Raw genomic sequence first — 17,179 nt, 5'->3', positions numbered from 1 at the left:
GCTCCAGTTTGGAGCCTTCCAAATAAAAAGTTAGTCAAAAAAGCGGCCAAACACTGGATCTTCAGTTAACGCTTCGTAGAAAAAGTCACCAATAGCGCCAATAGCATTGTCTATGCCTTCTTTTCCACCAAGAGAGTCATACGCATAGTTGGCACCGATACCAATCCCTATGCCGATGGCTAGTGGATTGCCACCATTAACTTCTTTAGCTTCGTTTTTGTTTAAATAATACAATTTTATACTCCTTGTATTCCTGTATTTATAATTAAATTGAACTTAAGTCTTCAGCCCCAGTAGAAGAGATTAATGTCATTCTAGAGCAATTATCATTAATACTGCATTGAATAAAGATACAACAAATTCAATTCGTTACAAATTACTAATCCTGAACTTTATCAACGACAACAACTTGGCAGTTTCTGAAGACTTTTGCATTTTATAACGTCGATGTTTGGTTTTGACCTAGGCAGTAGTACAGTTTATTGCCAAACTTACAGAGAAGTTTTACGAGAATTTCACTAGTAATCGATTGAAGATGTTACATTACTTAAGAATTCTTCCTAAAATCCAAACTCTTGGCGCGAGTATTTGATTTCTTATCTGAGATGGAGGTAATTGTTTTTATTGAGGGAAGGAGGCTTCTATCAGCTTAATTGTAGTTTCATGTCTCGCTGTTACAAAGTCGCTCCCTGAGTGCTCAATTCATAACACATCTTTACAAGGCAATTATGATTATTCGTAATCATATTGGGTGTCATCACGAGTTGTCGTAGAGTCTCCATGGACTAAGTATTCGGGAGACAATATATGCTAACACGCTCGTTGCTGACAATCGCTTTTGTTCGGTTTTTCGTGCTGTTTTTACTCACTCAACTCAGTGCTTGTTATGTGAACGATTCTAGGCATAACTCAGCGGAACACACGTCATTGTCGGGTGTCATCGTTGATTACAACAATATTCCAATACCACATACTTACGTTAAATTGGTATCGACCGAGCAAGTGTTGGTGTCAGATTTAAATGGGCGTTTTTCTTTCGAAGGTGTTGATGCTAATCAAGTCCATGAACTGATTTTATTTGGCAATGGCTACGACCTCAAAAAAGTGCAGGTGAGCGATGTATTTGATCCCTTAAAGATTCGGCTTCACCATCCCAGAGATAAAAAAACGCATGTGCGTAAAAGAATAAATTTTGACCAGAACTGGCGATTCCTAAAACAAGACGGACGTTTTCATTTACCTGAACTAGATGATAGTGAGTGGCGGCAACTTGACTTGCCGCATGACTATAGTATTGAAAGTGAATTTAGTCGTGATCACCAAAAACGCCATGCTTTTCTGGCGGGTGGTACGGCTTGGTATCGCAAAACCTTTACCTTGTCAGAAGAGGATAAACGCAAACGTGTAGAGTTGCAGTTTGATGGAATTTACTTTGACGCTGAAATCTGGGTCAATGGGCACTCGGTGGGAAAACAGCGAGAGGGCTATACTAGCAAATATTTTGATCTTACCCCTTTTGTCTATTTAGACAAAAACAACGTTATCGCAGTGCGTGTAAACAACGACAATCACAATCGGGCAAATACACGCTGGTACTCTGGCTCTGGTATCTATCGGCATGCTTGGTTAACGGTGAAAGCACAAACCCATGTAAAAACCTGGGGCACGTTCATCACTACGCCCGTTGCGACTGAAGAACAAGCACAGATAGTGGTAGAGACTGAACTTGTAAACATCCCTGTTGATGCTAGCAACATCACTTTAGAAACCACAATTGTAAGCCCTGAAGGCACAAATCTTTATTCGAAACGACATAAGGTTTCTGCGCTTAATACTCAATTGACTGCTGTTAAACAGCGTTTTTTGATGGATAGGCCAAACTTATGGTCACCGGAACATCCGGCTATGTATTATGCAGAGAGTCGCGTGTTTGTTGATGGTGTTTTGGTTGATGACTACATCAGCGCCTTTGGTGTAAGAAGTTTTTCGCTGGATCCTCAGCAAGGATTTTTTCTCAATGGTAAAGCGACAAAATTTAAGGGCGTGTGTATTCATCACGATGGCGGTTTTGCTGTGGGTGCGGCGGTGCCCGATGAAATATGGGAAAGACGCTTGCGAAAGTTAAAAGATATAGGCGTTAACGCCATCAGAACGGCTCATAATCCAACGTCCCCCGAATTAATGGACATGCTTGATAGAATGGGATTTCTAGTGATGAATGAATTTACAGATAAGTGGATGGCACCCTTTAATCCTTTTCATCATCAAGACTGGCAGAAAGATTTTACTCTAGCTGTTGAGCGTGACAGAAACCACCCTTCAGTAATATTTTGGAGTGTTGGCAACGAGAACACTCCAGGGATCCGAGGCATGGATCCGCCTGGCAGTGATTACATCAATCACGGTTTGGCAGAACGTATTCCGTTTGTAAAACAATTGGATCCCACGCGTATCGTGACATCCGGTCAAGAACGAGGTATCGACAACAACAACCTAGATGAAAAAGTACAGCGAATTCTGTCTTCTGCCGCGCACCAAGATGTCCTCGGCATGAATTACGCAGAACAATGGTATGATGCTTTGAAAGCAGCCAAAGAAGACTTGTTAATTATTGGGACCGAAAGCTATCGCTACTATATGAGCGAGCCTAGCTTTAGAAAGGCTTTCAAAGAAGAAAATCAGTGGCTCTACTATGAAAATCGTCCCTATGCCTTGGGATCCTTTATTTGGGTTGGTATTAGTTATATGGGTGAAGGCGGGATTGGCTCAAACAGCGGCCTATTTGACATGGCCGGATTTAAGCGTCCGGCCGCGTATTTGTATGAGAGTATGTGGGTCGATAAACCGATGGTCGATATTGCTGTGTACCAGCGTGTTGACGAGAGTAAAAGGCGCAGTCACTGGGGATGGCCTGATATGCTGCAAACCTGGAACCAAGCTAAAAGTGAGACCGTTGATATTGTGACCTATACCAATGCAGAAAAGGTCGAATTGTACTTAAACGACAAGTTGTTGGGTGAAAAACGTTTGTCTGATCACAGCAACAAAATTATCAATTGGCAAGACATTAAGTGGCAATCAGGCGTACTAAAAGCTGTTGCAAAAAACAATGGAAAGGTGGTTGCTGAAAAAGTCCTGCGCACCGCTGGTAAACCCGCGGCAATTCAGTTGGTGGCCGACAAAACAAGTGTATTGGCAAACAGCAAGGCGGTGATTCAGGTTGAGGCATATATTGTCGACAGCAGAGGCGTGCCGATACCAGAAGCAGAGACAGTATTGCACTTTTCGTTGTCTGGCTCTGCGCTTGATGATTCGGCTAAACTACTTGGTTTTAGCAACGGTGACGTGCGTTCGGAACAGCTAGAACAACGTATCCCGCCTACCGATAAGTCAAAACAATATACATTTGAGGGTAGACTGCTTGCCGTAATAGAGGCGGGAGACACGGCGGGTACGCTGACACTTACGGCGAGTGGGAAGGGTTTACAATCGAGCAGTTTGCATGTGGAAGTGAAGGCGCCAGTTCATTAGCGCAAAAAAATACCGTGTCCCCTAAAACCAAATATTCGCCTAAATGTTTCATAAGATGAGTAAAGATTCATTGGGATTAAAACATGCACGACAGTGGCACAAATGCGATGACAGAAGTGGCCTTGGGTTTGTCTATGGCGTTTTTCTCTATTTTGATTTTGGCGCTCATGTCTATGGGCGCGCATTCGAGTGCAGTATCAGAAAATTCAGAAAATGCGAAAGCATTTAAGCACCTGAGTTTACATGCACTTGACCCATCGCCAGCGAAATCGTCTGAAGCAGCTCAAAACATGGGAGCTCACAAGCAACAACTTTACTTCTATGTAGATGGTAAAGTGTTTGATGATAAAGGCGAGGCGGTACTTCAAGATAGACTCGCAGAAATTGCAAAAAATACCGACATTGTTATTGCTGTCAAAGGAAGCTTGGCTTTGCAAGATGCACTTGATGTGCAGGCTGAGTTTGATGGTCTACCCGTAAAGCTAACCACTATGTCGCAGGAGTGGTACACGTTTTTAACGCGGGAAATATAGTTATCCCGACTTCAAGTTAGTCTAGAATTTAACAAAGCATAATGAGTTGTTGTTTATGAAAATGCTGTTTTCCAATCTTACATTGCAGGCAATAGTGCTTACGCTTGTTACTGCACTCGCCTTGGCACTTATGCTTTTTGCAACACAGCCGCCCAGATCTTCAAGCCCTTTGGCTAACCAGAATACACTGCCTCTTTCTGCACACATTCCAACTTCGCCGACGGTACTCACCCAATCAAAAGAAGACTTAGCGACTACACTCAGTGAATTAAAAATGCACAATGCGCTGCGTGTTATAAAGTCTCAATTCCAAGGCAAACAAGAAGCGAAGCGTCATTATCTTGCACTCAACGAAAACGAAGCATTGATCAAGCATCAAGTGCAAAAATGGGAAGCGGAGTGGGTTGATAAGCTTAACTCTAAATGAGCAAGAGTGGTTATAACTTTGTTTTTATATGAAATGCCAACTTTATATTTACACAAGTTAAGCGATACGTTAACGTCAATTAATGGTTAATTGAAGTAGTTGTGTTTCATGGCTCATTTTTCGTGTTCGTATTTTTATAAATCACTTTGTATGTTTTCAGTGTTGTTGCTTTGCACGGCATGCCAACCCTCGTCGCCTCCCAGTTTTGTGTTAACACAAGGCAAAGAGACTAGCTATCAAGCCAAAGTTACAGGTAGTGTAAATAAAAAACTGATTATCAAAGGCAATAATCCTCAAAACTATGCTGCAATCAGTGTGTATAACAATGGTCAATTGCTTGTTGATAAGCTAGGGATAGCATCGACTGGCGAGTTTTCTACTAGTGTCTTGCTAAGGTTCAGTGATTTAGGCGAATATACACTTGAACTGCGGTCGCATAACGCTGACCTTGTAATAGACAGCCTCGAATTGGTCGATGCAGACACAGTGTCTATTCCTTATTTCAAAGACATCTCTGAGCAAGCCGGTCTAGATAAAGTTAGTTCTATTAAGTACGGCGGACCAAGTATTGCGGATATTGACAACGATGGCGACTATGACTTTATTGTGAATAATCACAACGCTGAGAGCAGCAAAATTTATTGGAACAATGGCGATGGAACGGTCAAAAAGCACTACAAAAACTTAGCTCGTTGGTTTATGCATGATTTGCACGGAACGGCTTTAGCGGATTATGACAAGGACGGTGATCTCGACTTAGTGTTAACGCAAGGCGGGGGCAATGGCAAGTTTCCTTCCACAGCAAATTTTTATAAAAATGACAACAGTAACTTCATTCGTTACACCGGTGATGTTGGTATCCATAAAGGTGGTAGAGGACGAGGCGCTAGGTGGCTCGACATGGATATGGATGGGGATCTCGACTTATTGTTGTTTAATGAAACTGGCCTTGCGAGGGAAAAACCGCAACATTTCTTTTATGAAAATGACGGTCAGGGCAAGCTTACCCTAACGGATGTTGACGGCATTCAAGACGTTCACCCTTCACGTGTGCTTATTACCGATCTGAATCAAGATCAAATTGCAGATATTGTTTTATACGGGCCGCTTTCCGTTTGGCAAGGCAACGGGGATTTTACGTTTACTGATATCACAGAGCAATTTCCGAGTGCGGTGTCTGGTATCACTGCGGTCAATGCAATGGCAGACATAGATATTGATAACGATGGTGATCTAGACTTGTATCTGGCAACCGGCAAGCCTTTTGAAGGCGGCAAAGGTGAAAGTCCTTCTTTCGATTTTGACCCATTCAATAAACTATTGGCTATCAAACCCAGAGGTTTCAAAGGTGTTGATCGTTTTGAGTTTGAAGCTGAAGGAAATATTAGGTTCTTTAATTACAACTATGTGAGTCAGGGCGTATTTCGTGGCAAAGACTATCCAATTTTTTTGGGTAAAGATAAGCATGCTTTTGTCTTAAAAACAGGTGAAGAGAGCACGCTCATTGCTGAACAAGCCGAAGGGTGGCCGGACAAAAGGGACGAAAACGGCGTATATTTTGGTTACCTTGGAAACGGAAAATGGCGTGCAGAGTTAGTGCGTAAGGACAATATTTTTTGGAGTTTTCAATTCAGCTTGTCTGGTGTTAAGGCTGCACACACAGACTTTATTCCAGAAAATCGTTTTAATAGGGACGTACTCTTACGCAATGACAATGGACAGTTTGTCGATGTCACTGATGAATGGGGATTGCCTTCCGGAAGTAATTCTTTAGGTGTCACAGTTGGCGATTTCAACAACGATAGCTTTCAAGATGTGTTTGTTTATCGATGGGGAGACATTACGCATCGGATTTCTGACTACATGCTCCTAAATAACGGTAAAGGGCAGTTTGAAACGATGACTATGCATGGCGCAAATGATGTCGGCGGACCTGGCAATGGTGACATGGGGCAGGCATTTGATTTTGACTTAGATGGAAAAGTTGATTTGCTCAATAGTGCTGAACGTGGTGAATGGTATTTATACAGCAATAGTCTTGAGTCGAATGGGCACTATTTTAAAATTCGTGTGGGCAATTCACCCGAAGCAGGTATTGATCCCTACGGAGCAGTGGTTACTCTAAAAACAAAGGGCAAGTCACTCAGTAAACGAGTGGGATCAGCGGGAGAAGTCTTTTCGCAGAGTTTGTTAAACATTGTACATTTTGGTCTGGGCGAAAGTGAAAAAATTGAGTCAGTCGAGGTTAAATGGAGAAATGGCGAAAGCCAGAGCTATCAAGACCTAGATGTGAATCAGCTTATCGCTACACAGCCTGTAACCGAAGGACGTCAACAAGATTTTGATCCCGACACTGTGCAGCTGGCTCAGTCGCCGTTTATTAAAATAACTAACAAAACAGAGCTTGAAAGCGGCAAACTAAAAGTCGGTGACGAGTTTCAAGTTCTGGTTGATTACCATGCGGGTAGTGGTCAAAAGGTCATTTGGGCAGACGAAGGGGGTGTAAGGTTCTGGCTACGGCATTTTCGAAGCAAATGGTTCCCAGTTAAAGATGTAGTTCTATTGGATGAAAAACCCTTGTATACCGAACTAGGTAAAAGCCAAATGACGTTTTCTACTGAAGGTATGTTAGCTACAAAAGATCTGCCTCCTGGTCATTTTTATATGTTGTCCGTATCGTTTACCGCTAGTGACGGAAATACCTACAATGACAGTATCTACCCTTTACAACTAGTGGAGTAACATGAGAGCTTAATATACGTAAGAAGGATAGGGCGACTCGGCGCTCGCTGAATGCATAGCAAACGCCGCGTCGACCTAGTCTAGGTGAACCAGACTCGGGCGTGGCTATCGTGGATAATCGGATTTAAAAAATGGACGTTTCGACAGCGATGCAGACAGCTCCCTTAAATGACAAGATCGTCAAAGCACAGATCAAAGAGTGTTGTCGACCGCATATCGAAATTTTTGTTGCAGCCGCACTCACTATCGCTTTTACAGTGTTTATCTGCTTCGACACCAGCAATAAGATCCTAGTGTTTACATGGGCGGGTGTGGCATTTTCAATCTTAGGCCTGCGCTATCTTTTTATTAGCTGGTTTAATCGTATACCAGAAACAGATATCGCACTTATTCACATTCGCGCTTTCTCTCTAATTATGATTGTTTGGGGAGCGGGCTGGGGCATTGCCACACTCCTGTTTTTTCCAGATTTGAGTGTCCCTAAACAAGCGGCTTGGTTTGCCATGTTTATGGTAATGGTGTCGGCGTCTGCTAGCTCTCATGCCGTATATTTGAAAGTGTTTTACGCGTTTTCATTGCCTTACTTTGTATGTGTAGTGTGGGTGGTTGCAGAGGCTTACCCAAGTGATTTTCACATCAATGCACTTGCTGTTTGTCTCGTAATGATTACGCAAGTGGGCGCGGCAAAAAAGGGCAATCAAGTCATTTTAAAGTCACTCCGTTTGCGGTATCAAAACCTAGCGTTGATTGAACAACTCAAAATACAAAAAGAAGCAGCGGAGCAGGCGGATTTATCAAAATCTAAGTTTTTAGCTGCGGCTTCACATGATTTGCGTCAACCACTTCATGCCTTGAGTTTATTCAGTGCAGCTTTAGACGATGCCCTCGACGATAAAGAAAAAGCGAAAAAGTTAACTAAGCAAATTAACCAGTCGGTCATGGCCTTGCAGGAGTTGTTGGATGCATTGTTGGATATTTCTCGCCTAGACGCAGGGAGTTTGACACCGCAAAAAATGAATTTTAGCGCGCAAGAACTGTTTGATAAGTTACGAAACGAGTTTATGCCATTGGCGAGAGAGAAAAAACTATCGATGCGTTGGGAAACCGTCAGTGCAAATTTTTACACTGATCCAACGCTCTTAGCGTTGATATTGAGAAACTTATTATCAAATGCGATTCGGTATACCAAAGAGGGAGAAATTGCCATCAGCTTGGTTCAAGAGCAAGATGCTTACTGGATAGCTGTTAAGGATACGGGTATCGGCATACCCTTAGCAGATCAATCTCGTATTTTTAACGAGTTTATCCAGTTGCACAACCCCGAGAGAGACAGAAACAAAGGGTTGGGCTTGGGTTTGTCGATTGTAATTCGGGTAGCAAAACTAATTGGCAGTGAAATACGCGTAGAATCGAAAGAAAACATTGGCAGTACGTTTTCTCTCAGAGTTACAAAGGCACAAACCGCAACGCATGCTCTATCTGATTCGTATAATACGCATACCAATGAGCATAGGCTTGGGACAGTCTTAATTATTGATGACGAACAAAGCATATTAGAGGGTATGCAAGCCTTATTGCAAGGTTGGGGCTATCAAACACTTTTAGCCCGCGAACAGGCTGAAGCGCTGCGAAAAATAGAGGATGAAAATATATGCCCTGATTGCATTATTGCAGATTATCGGCTCAAAAATGAACGAAATGGCCTGAGTGCCATGACTTCTAGTTGCCGTTCAGTTAATTTGACGCGCAGGTTTTTATCTTGTCTGCGTTCGCTCAGCATAATGTCGTAGGGAATGTAAATTTCGCCCGACAAAATGAGTTTTAAAGCATTGCGCAATATTTCGCCCTTGGAGGCTTTAGAAATATAACCCAATGCACCATGTTCTAAGGCTTTTTCTACGTCTGTTCGTTTTGTTGATGCTGACAGGATCACACAAGGCAATGTTGGATAAAGTGTTGTAAACAAATCCAATGCTTCAAAGCCGTCATTGACCGGCATATCTAAATCAATGAGCAAAAGCTCTATTTCAGCGTGTGACGATAACAAATATTGCGCGTCTTTTAAGCTGGGTGCTTGCAAGACCTCGATATTTCTATCAATGGCTTGAAGAATATACTGTAGACCTTCCCTAAATAGGGCATGGTCGTCCAAGATTATTATCTTCATTTTGAATTGTATACTCTCTCGGCTTGGCAGCTACTTTTTGTATAATAAGGCATTCTGAGTAAAGCTCAACCAACTCTAAGGAATGCAGTATTGGAAATAGTGTTAATCAGGCACGGAAAACCAAGTTCGGCGGATAGCCCTTCTCTTTGTGCAAGTGGCTACCTAAAATGGCTTAGACGCTACAATAAATCGGATGTGATGATACATAGCCGACCTAAAAACATAGAGGAAGAGTTTAAGCGCTATTACTCTGTCTCCAGTGATTTTACCCGCGCCGTACATTCAGCCGAAATCTATACGGGGACATTACCCAATGAAGTGGATATCGTGTATCGCGAAATGGATATCCCTTATTACAGGCTACCATTTAAGCTTAAACCCATGACATGGGTGTATCTTTGTCGTGCCTTATGGATATTGGGGTTAAAGGGAAATTTTGAATCATACGATGACGCAAAACAAAGAGCACTGTTGGTCTCTAACAACTTGGAAAATCTTGCCCAAACAAAGGGCGCAGTCGTGCAATTTGGGCATGGATACATGAATCTGCATGTTCGGGGAATACTGCGAAAAAGGGGCTGGACACTTATGGAAAAGAGCAATAACTTCTGGGGCGTATCACATTTGAGGAAGCTAGCTTAATTGAGTGTTACGCAAAATACCTCAACAAGCTTTATCCAAAAGTGTATCAAATTCGCTAAGGGTGGCTTTAATTGCAAGAATATCAAATATGTCAGTTGCCTCTATGAGGCTATTGGCATAGTTTTCTAGCGTATTAGACTCGTATTGTTTACTCAGGACTAACAAGCGCTGAGCAAAATTTGCTATGCGGTCTAAATCGTTGTCTAGTTTTAATGCTTCACATTCAGATGCATAGGTGCTTGTAAGCATGTCTCTGAGCACGTCTGGAATATCCGAAGCGGCAACGGAGTTTGCCTCGGTAAGGGTATTTTCAGAATGGTGTAAATATTTTTTTAGCTCTTCAATTAACTCTTTTTTGAGAACCGGTTTTCTCAAATAACCTGAGAAGTTTTCTCGGCGTTTGCGCTCATAGTCGTCTCGCATCACTGATGCAGTGAGCGCGATAACTGGCGTGTTTGGTGTACTCGTTTTGATTAGTTCAGCCGCTTGATAACCATCCATTTCCGGCATTCTTATATCCATAATAATGGCATCGTAGTGATTCATATCTGCTAATTGCACAGCTTCTTTGCCGTTGCTTGCTTCTTCATATTCAATTCCAAGCGTTTTGAATATTTCAACTAGTAAACGTCGATTGTCGGCAACGTCATCAACGATAAGCACTTTCCCGCAATTAAATGCCACTATTTTATCTGGCTGGGCATGGGGAGAAGCATCAACGCGGGTTTGTTCAATAGAAGCAATATCCACAGCGTTCAAATAAACTGAGAAACAAGAGCCGAGATCCGGTTTGCTGTTTACCGATATAGTGCCGTCCATCAGCTCTGTTAGGCGTTTACTGATACTCAAGCCCAACCCAGTACCGCCGTACTTTCTGACACTTTGACCTTCTTGTTGTTGAAAGCTCTCAAAAATCTGCTTGAGTTTGTCTTCAGGAATACCAATGCCGGTATCTTCTACGTCTATACGCAAATCAATCTTACTGTGAATGTCGTCTTCGTTAAGCGCTGTGGCTCGCAGTGTAATCATACCTTTGTCGGTAAATTTTACGGCATTGCCAACAAGATTAAATAAAATTTGCCGAATACGTGTTGCGTCTAGCAGTAGAGCCTTGGGTATCTTTTCGTCTACTTCCAGCATAAAGTCTAAGCCTTTGCTTCTGACGTTCATCGTGAAAATGTTGCTTACTTCTTCAAATATACTGTGTGGGTTGCAGACTTCTTTTGATAGGGTAAGTTTGCCTGCTTCTATTTTAGACAGGTCGAGAATATCGTTTATTAAAAGGAGTAGGGCGTTGCCCGCTGATTTAATCGTTTTGACGAAAGACTTTAGTTTGTTATCTTGCACTTGCTCATGAAGCAATTCGGTAAAGCCAATTATCGCATTCATTGGCGTGCGAATTTCATGACTCATGTTTGCCAAAAACTCTGACTTAGCATTATTGGCACTGATTGCGTTATTTTTGGCTTCTTCTAGTGCACGTTCCATAGCCACGCGCTCACTCAAGTTCACGACAATATGCAACAGTGCTTTTTTACCTTGAAAGCGTATGGGAATAATAGAGAGTAAGCCATCAATTTTATTGCCATTGTAGTCAGTAATTTCTACTTGTTTTTCAGACACATTACCCAGTTTTTTATCGTAAAATCGCGTTGATGACAAAGTGCTAACGTCTTTGTCTTTGATGCTGAGTGCGTCCGTCGCATAGGGATTGGCCATTAATAATTTATTCGTTTCGTACTCCGCAACGTAAATAATAATGGGGATGTTTTCTATCACCATCCTCAAGTTTTTTTCGACTTGCTTTAGGGATAGTTCAGTTTGCGTTCTAAGCGTAATTTCTTGTTGAAGTCGCCGGTTCCATATAAAGATAAATGCAATGATAAAACTGGCGACCAAGACAATGCCGAAGACCAAGGTATAGTCTGTTTTCACCACTAAATCGCGGTTACCCCATTTGTCTAAAATGCTTTGTTTTTCAGCAGGGCTTATGTTTGTTAACACTCTGTTTAATATGGGAATGAGTGGCGCATGCTCTTGGTCAATAGCAAAGCTAATAGCAAGATTGTATTGTGTTTTCCCTACTACCCGCAGGCCTGCATAGCCTTTTTCAGCAATTTGATAGTTGACTTGTGCGAGTGAACCTATAAATACATCCGTCTTGCCTGAAGACAAATCGTCAAGCCCTTGTTCAGGGCTTGTCACCAAACTAAACGAGATACTCGGATACTTGTTTATCAAGTCTTTTGTACTGGGGTAGTCTTTTAGGAGCGTAATGCGTTTGTGCAATACTTGAGATATATCCTCAATGTATTTGTTTTCGTTTTGCGTGACAAACACTATAGGGGTATTGATGTAACTATCTGTAAAGGCCAAATTTTGAAAAGGTTGATAGTCAGGAAATGCTGATACCATGTTTACTTTTCCGGCAAAAACTAACTCTTTGCTAGCTTGCCAACTGTCCGTGGGTAAATAATTGAATTCGACTCCGAGTACATGAGTAAAGATATCTAAATAATCTTTGACAATACCTTGGTGTTGATTATTTGCGTTTTTGCCTTCAAAAGGCATCCAGTCGGGATCACCCACGATCGTAAATACGTTATTTTCGTTTAACCAAGCTTGTTCTTCTTCACTGATAGATACCATTGCTCTGGGGCTGTATTGTTGATCAGTACCCAGCCACTTGTTGGTTAGCGCTTGCATGTTGTTATTTTCGATATAGACAAGTGCTTTATTTAATATGCTCACTAGCAAGTGAAAGTCATCTCGCACGGCGATATGTAAATTGTTCACCGGCGAGTTAGGGATGCTCTGGAAAGGCTTTATTCCAGAGATGTTTTGTTTTTGCAAAATGTAATTGATGACTGCGTAAGGGTCGTACAAAACATCCGCTTTAATTTCAACAAGATAAGCAATGGCTTGATCGGGGGATTCGACATATACGGTTTCTAGATCAGGGATGAGCTGATGAATTTCCTTTTCCCTAGCACTATCTTTGATAATCGCGAGTCGCTTTCCTCTTAGGTCACTTAGCGCTTGAATGCTTAGTGTGTCTCGGATAAAGAAATAATTCAGTACGCTGACGTAGGGATTGGAAAACAGTAAGTAGTCTTTTCTTTCTTCTGTTTTAAAGGCGGCAACCAGTAAGTCTCGCTCCTTGTCTTTTACTAGCTGCAAGGATTTTTCCCAAACGTCGGTGGTCACATGAAACTGTAACCCTGTTAAATCGGATATATTCGTGAGTAAATCCTGTCCCAGTCCATCGTGTAAGCCTTGATCGTTTCTAAACTCGAAGGGTGCCCAAGAATAATCGCCTGCAACATTTATGACAGGATGCTCGTCAATCCATTCTAATTCTTGGGGGCTTAATTTGAGTAAATTTTGTGATACGGCAAAGTTGGGCGAATACTCATTATTCTGTGCCTTTGTTTTGAACCATTTGTTATGGATAGCCCTTTGCTCGTTGTCGCTAATTGCATTTAAGCCTTTTTGAATGATTTGCGCGAGTATGGGCTTATGCTTGTTTGTCGCTACATGTATCGGGTTTTTTCCCAAGTGGCGGGTGGATTTGAATGGCTTAATTGTACTGATCCCCTCTTTTTCAAGGGTGTACACTAAGGCACCATAGGTATCAAAAAGCAGGTCAGCTTTTCTTTCTAAGACTAAATCGATGGCATCACCAAAGCTTTCCGCATCAATAATTTCAATCTTCGGGAAGTGTTGATTAATGATTTCACGGTGTGCATACGCTTTTGGGACGGCCAGTTTTTTGTAATTTAAATCTTCAAATGTGTTGAGTTGTAGATCTTGATGGGCAAAGAAGTAATCCAGAGCTTCGAAATAGGGGCGAGAAAAATTCAGGTAAGCTTCTCTTTCCCTTGTTCTATAAACAGCGGGTAAAAGATCAATTTCGTTGTTTTGGATCCTAGCGAGGTTGTTTTGCCAAGTATCAGCGACAAATTCGTACTGTATCCCCGTGTATTTTGCGACTAAATCCAGGTAGTCTCTGGCAATACCTTGATATTGCCCTTTTTCATTTACAAAGTTAAACGGCGTCCAGTCTAGACTTGCGCCAACTCTAATTTTTGGGTTGTTGTTCAACCACTTTTGTTCTTCCGGCGTGAGTAATTCTGAATTGTTTGTCGCTTGCGCCCATACCCACATGGAACACAAAAGGGTTAAGGCCAAGCATACAATTCGCATATTACTGATGAATTATCGCGACAAACTCGGCTAAATGATCGGTGAGTATTGCTACTAAACTCGGATCAAAATGAGAGCCGCTGTGTTCGGTAATGTACGTTATTGCATCGTCAATCGGCCACGCATCTTTGTATTGTCGTTTATGCGTTAAGGCATCAAATACGTCTACCAAGCCGACTATTCTGCCGTAAATATGAATTTCTTCCCCTTTTAGGCCTCGCGGATATCCTGTACCGTCCCATTTTTCGTGATGCTCTCTAGCAATAATTGCTGCTGCAGTCGATAGGCGACGTTTTGATTTTTTGAGTAAGTCATACCCCTTTTGTGCATGAGTTCTCATAATTGTCATTTCTTCTGGGCTAAGTTTACCGGGCTTGTGAAGAATTTCTTTAGGAATGGCAATCTTACCTATATCGTGCATAGGAGACGCCAAAAACAGCGTTTTCATGTCTTCTTCATTTAAGAAGGGTACATAGCTTGCCATGAGTTGACACATTTCGGCGACGCGTTTGATGTGTTTTCCCGTTTCGTCTGACGTCGATTCCATTATTTCCATCAGGATAAAAATGAGCTCGACTTGACTGCTTTCGATTTCCTCAGCTAGCCGTATCGCTTGATAGTGCGCCTTGTTTTCAAATTCGTCGGCTCGCTTTTGAATGGCTTGTCTGCTTAAAGAAAGTTCGACATGCGTTTTGACTCTGGCGATAAGCTCGTCGGCATGAAAGGGTTTGACTATATAGTCGACACCACCAAGGGAAAATCCTTTTGATATCGAGTCAGCATCCGATTTGGCTGTTAAAAATACAATGGGGATATCTTTAGCGTGATCCATTTTTTTGATGGCATTACATACATCAAAGCCACTAATCTTCGGCATCATGATATCGAGTAAAATAAGGTCGAAGCTGTTCTTAGTAACTAAGGCAATTGCTTCTTCACCATTGGTTGCAAAGGAGAATGAATAGCTTTCTTCCTTTAAAATATTCATGGCAACCTGGATGTTTTCAGATACGTCATCAACGATTAATATTCTAATATCCTTGCCACTTTTCAAATCAAAAACCTTCTGGCATCAATGTGGTGATAATTAAAGCACACGTTTTTTCTTCTATCAAGTAGCAAGAAGAACGGTTTAAACCCTATGAATTTATTGGTAATTTTTGAAGGAAATTGAATTTTTTATTAGGCAGAGAGGGGACGTGAGTGAAGTAGTATGTGTGCGAATATTAGGGGAGTGGGGCAGTAAATTGCTTACTACCCAAGTTGATCTAAACACATTTCTTCTTTAATTTGTGCACACCAAGCTTTTACACGATCATCGGTAAGTTCTGGCTGCCTGTCTTCATCAATGCCCAAACCTACAAAATGGTCGTCATCTGCTAAGCCTTTAGAGGCCTCAAAATCATAACCTTCAGTCGGCCATTGACCAATGAGTATTGCCCCTTTTGGCTCAACGATATCACGGATCATACCCATCGCATCTAAGAAGTATTCTGCGTAGTCTTCTTGGTCGCCACAACCAAAAATAGCCACGAGTTTATCTTCAAAGTCGATTTCTTCCAGATCAGGGAAAAAGTCATCCCAGTCGCACTGCGCTTCGCCGTAGTACCAGGTCGGGATACCAAATATCAATAAATCAAACTCAGCGATTTGTTCTTTGGTGCTCTTTGCAATGTCGTGCACGTCGATGAGTTGCTTACCTAATTCTTTCTGAATCATTTTAGCGACGTGCTCAGTATTACCCGTATCACTGCCAAAAAATAATCCAACACTTGCCATTTAACTTACTCCAACTTTAACTCTTAAACGCCACTGGACATCCAAAATATTTGAATAATGCCCTTAGCAACAAATCCGAGTGCGCCAAGACCCAATACGCCATAAGCCACACAACGCCCAAGCATGGGTACATCATTTTTCTTCATAATATCGTGCACGGCGAAAAACATTAAAGCGAATAAACCCACTAAACCAAAGTTGAGTGCAATGGATTCGATTTGTTGATATTTCTCCGGCGACATATTACTACCTCAAAAATTACTGGGCGCATACTAGCACAAAACAATGATGAACTTTAAGCGATCATGATGTTTTCAAAGTGATACAGATCAATTTATGTTGACACGTAAAAAGTTTGTAATTACCGCGTTAACTACTTGTGGTTTTTCTGCATGTAGCCAATGGCCTGCTTGTACAAGTTTTGCTGTGGCGCGGGGAAACAAAGACTGAATAGTGGACTGGTGAGCTTTGGTAATGTAATCCGACTCTGTTCCTTTCACAAAAAGTGTCGCGCCTGAATAGCTTGCATCTTCGTATGGCCAGTCACTCAGTAAGGCATAATCTCTGTGCAAACCTGTCACGTTATATCGCCACGCCCAACTGCTATCGCTTTGTTGATATAAGCCTTTCAATAGGAACGATTGCGTGGCGGGTTCGTCGAGATACTGTGCTAAAGCCTGTTGGGCATCTTTTCGTGAGGTGATAGACGTAAGCTCTACATTGTTCAAGGCTGAAAAAACTTGTTGGTGGCGTGATGCGTATTTGACGGGGGCGATGTCCAAGACAATCAGTGCTTTTACTTGAGATGACATTTTTTGTGCGATACGCATCGCTACCTTTCCACCAAGTGAGTGACCGATTAGTATTATTTTGTTTTGCGTGCGCTCCTGCACAGTATGAATAACGGCATCTGCATATATTTCAAAAGAAAATTGTGAGAGGTGAGGGGATTGACCGTGGTCGGGTAAATCGACACTGATTACTTGATAGTCTTGTTCAAAATGACGCCGTAATGCGGACAAATTGTCCATGCTACCAAACAAGCCATGGATCAGAACAATCACTGGTTTATTAGTAGAAGCACTTTGTCCATGTAGGACACTGTTGAGTATGATTGGGTTGAAGCTGTTATCTGTTTTCATTTTGCAACAT

13 protein-coding genes are annotated in these 17,179 nt (G+C 41.9%); 6 read left to right on the top strand and 7 right to left on the bottom strand.

Features of this window, described 5'->3' with window-relative positions; all coding sequences use genetic code 11:
* Positions 1 to 30 precede the first annotated feature (30 nt).
* Positions 31 to 234 carry a hypothetical protein gene (locus ACFOHL_RS02465; RefSeq protein ID WP_376918616.1) on the bottom strand — a complete coding sequence of 68 codons (204 nt, stop codon included), beginning with the start codon at positions 232 to 234 and terminating at the stop codon, positions 31 to 33.
* Positions 235 to 807: 573 nt separating this feature from the next.
* Here ACFOHL_RS02465 and ACFOHL_RS02460 point away from each other — a divergent pair.
* From ACFOHL_RS02460 to ACFOHL_RS02440, 5 genes are all read left to right on the top strand, one after another.
* Positions 808 to 3,531, top strand: a complete 2,724-nt coding sequence (locus ACFOHL_RS02460) for a glycoside hydrolase family 2 TIM barrel-domain containing protein (protein ID WP_376918615.1) — start codon at positions 808 to 810, stop codon at positions 3,529 to 3,531.
* Positions 3,532 to 3,614: 83 nt separating this feature from the next.
* Positions 3,615 to 4,064, top strand: a complete 450-nt coding sequence (locus ACFOHL_RS02455) for a hypothetical protein (RefSeq protein WP_376918614.1) — start codon at positions 3,615 to 3,617, stop codon at positions 4,062 to 4,064.
* Between the two features lie 55 nt (positions 4,065 to 4,119).
* The gene (locus tag ACFOHL_RS02450) at positions 4,120 to 4,491 is read left to right on the top strand and encodes a hypothetical protein (protein WP_376918613.1); all 372 of its coding nucleotides are present in this window, start codon (positions 4,120 to 4,122) and stop codon (positions 4,489 to 4,491) included.
* A gap of 108 nt (positions 4,492 to 4,599) precedes the next feature.
* Entirely contained in the window at positions 4,600 to 7,233 is a 2,634-nt protein-coding gene (locus tag ACFOHL_RS02445; protein WP_376918612.1) for a CRTAC1 family protein, read from the top strand.
* Between the two features lie 131 nt (positions 7,234 to 7,364).
* On the top strand, positions 7,365 to 9,023 hold the full coding sequence (locus ACFOHL_RS02440) for a hybrid sensor histidine kinase/response regulator (RefSeq protein ID WP_376918611.1): 1,659 nt from the start codon (positions 7,365 to 7,367) through the stop codon (positions 9,021 to 9,023).
* Here the strand turns inward: ACFOHL_RS02440 and ACFOHL_RS02435 are convergent.
* The gene (locus ACFOHL_RS02435; protein WP_376918610.1) at positions 8,909 to 9,400 is read right to left on the bottom strand and encodes a response regulator; all 492 of its coding nucleotides are present in this window, start codon (positions 9,398 to 9,400) and stop codon (positions 8,909 to 8,911) included. The two genes, ACFOHL_RS02440 and ACFOHL_RS02435, sit on opposite strands and share 115 nt — an antisense overlap.
* 99 nt (positions 9,401 to 9,499) lie before the next feature.
* Here ACFOHL_RS02435 and ACFOHL_RS02430 point away from each other — a divergent pair, with 99 nt between their 5' ends.
* A complete protein-coding gene (locus ACFOHL_RS02430; protein ID WP_376918950.1) occupies positions 9,500 to 10,042 on the top strand; it encodes a hypothetical protein in 543 nt (180 codons plus the stop codon).
* A 21-nt stretch (positions 10,043 to 10,063) separates the two neighbouring features.
* Here the strand turns inward: ACFOHL_RS02430 and ACFOHL_RS02425 are convergent, their stop codons facing one another.
* From ACFOHL_RS02425 to ACFOHL_RS02405, 5 genes are all read right to left on the bottom strand, one after another.
* Positions 10,064 to 14,248, bottom strand: a complete 4,185-nt coding sequence (locus ACFOHL_RS02425; protein ID WP_376918609.1) for a transporter substrate-binding domain-containing protein — start codon at positions 14,246 to 14,248, stop codon at positions 10,064 to 10,066.
* 1 nt (position 14,249) lies between these two features.
* Complete coding sequence (locus ACFOHL_RS02420) at positions 14,250 to 15,302, bottom strand: HD domain-containing phosphohydrolase (protein ID WP_376918608.1); 1,053 nt, start codon at positions 15,300 to 15,302, stop codon at positions 14,250 to 14,252.
* Between the two features lie 200 nt (positions 15,303 to 15,502).
* Positions 15,503 to 16,027 carry a flavodoxin FldA gene (gene fldA, locus ACFOHL_RS02415; protein WP_376918607.1) on the bottom strand — a complete coding sequence of 175 codons (525 nt, stop codon included), beginning with the start codon at positions 16,025 to 16,027 and terminating at the stop codon, positions 15,503 to 15,505.
* Positions 16,028 to 16,050: 23 nt separating this feature from the next.
* On the bottom strand, positions 16,051 to 16,269 hold the full coding sequence (locus tag ACFOHL_RS02410; protein ID WP_376918606.1) for a DUF2788 domain-containing protein: 219 nt from the start codon (positions 16,267 to 16,269) through the stop codon (positions 16,051 to 16,053).
* Between the two features lie 87 nt (positions 16,270 to 16,356).
* Positions 16,357 to 17,169, bottom strand: a complete 813-nt coding sequence (locus ACFOHL_RS02405; RefSeq protein ID WP_376918605.1) for an alpha/beta fold hydrolase — start codon at positions 17,167 to 17,169, stop codon at positions 16,357 to 16,359.
* Positions 17,170 to 17,179: the final 10 nt, after the last annotated feature.

This window comes from Agaribacter flavus (assembly GCF_042646125.1).
In the GTDB taxonomy this organism is placed as follows: domain Bacteria; phylum Pseudomonadota; class Gammaproteobacteria; order Enterobacterales; family Alteromonadaceae; genus Glaciecola; species Glaciecola flavus.
Note: the sequence above shows the minus strand (reverse complement) of the source record. Positions and strands in the feature narration are given on the sequence as shown.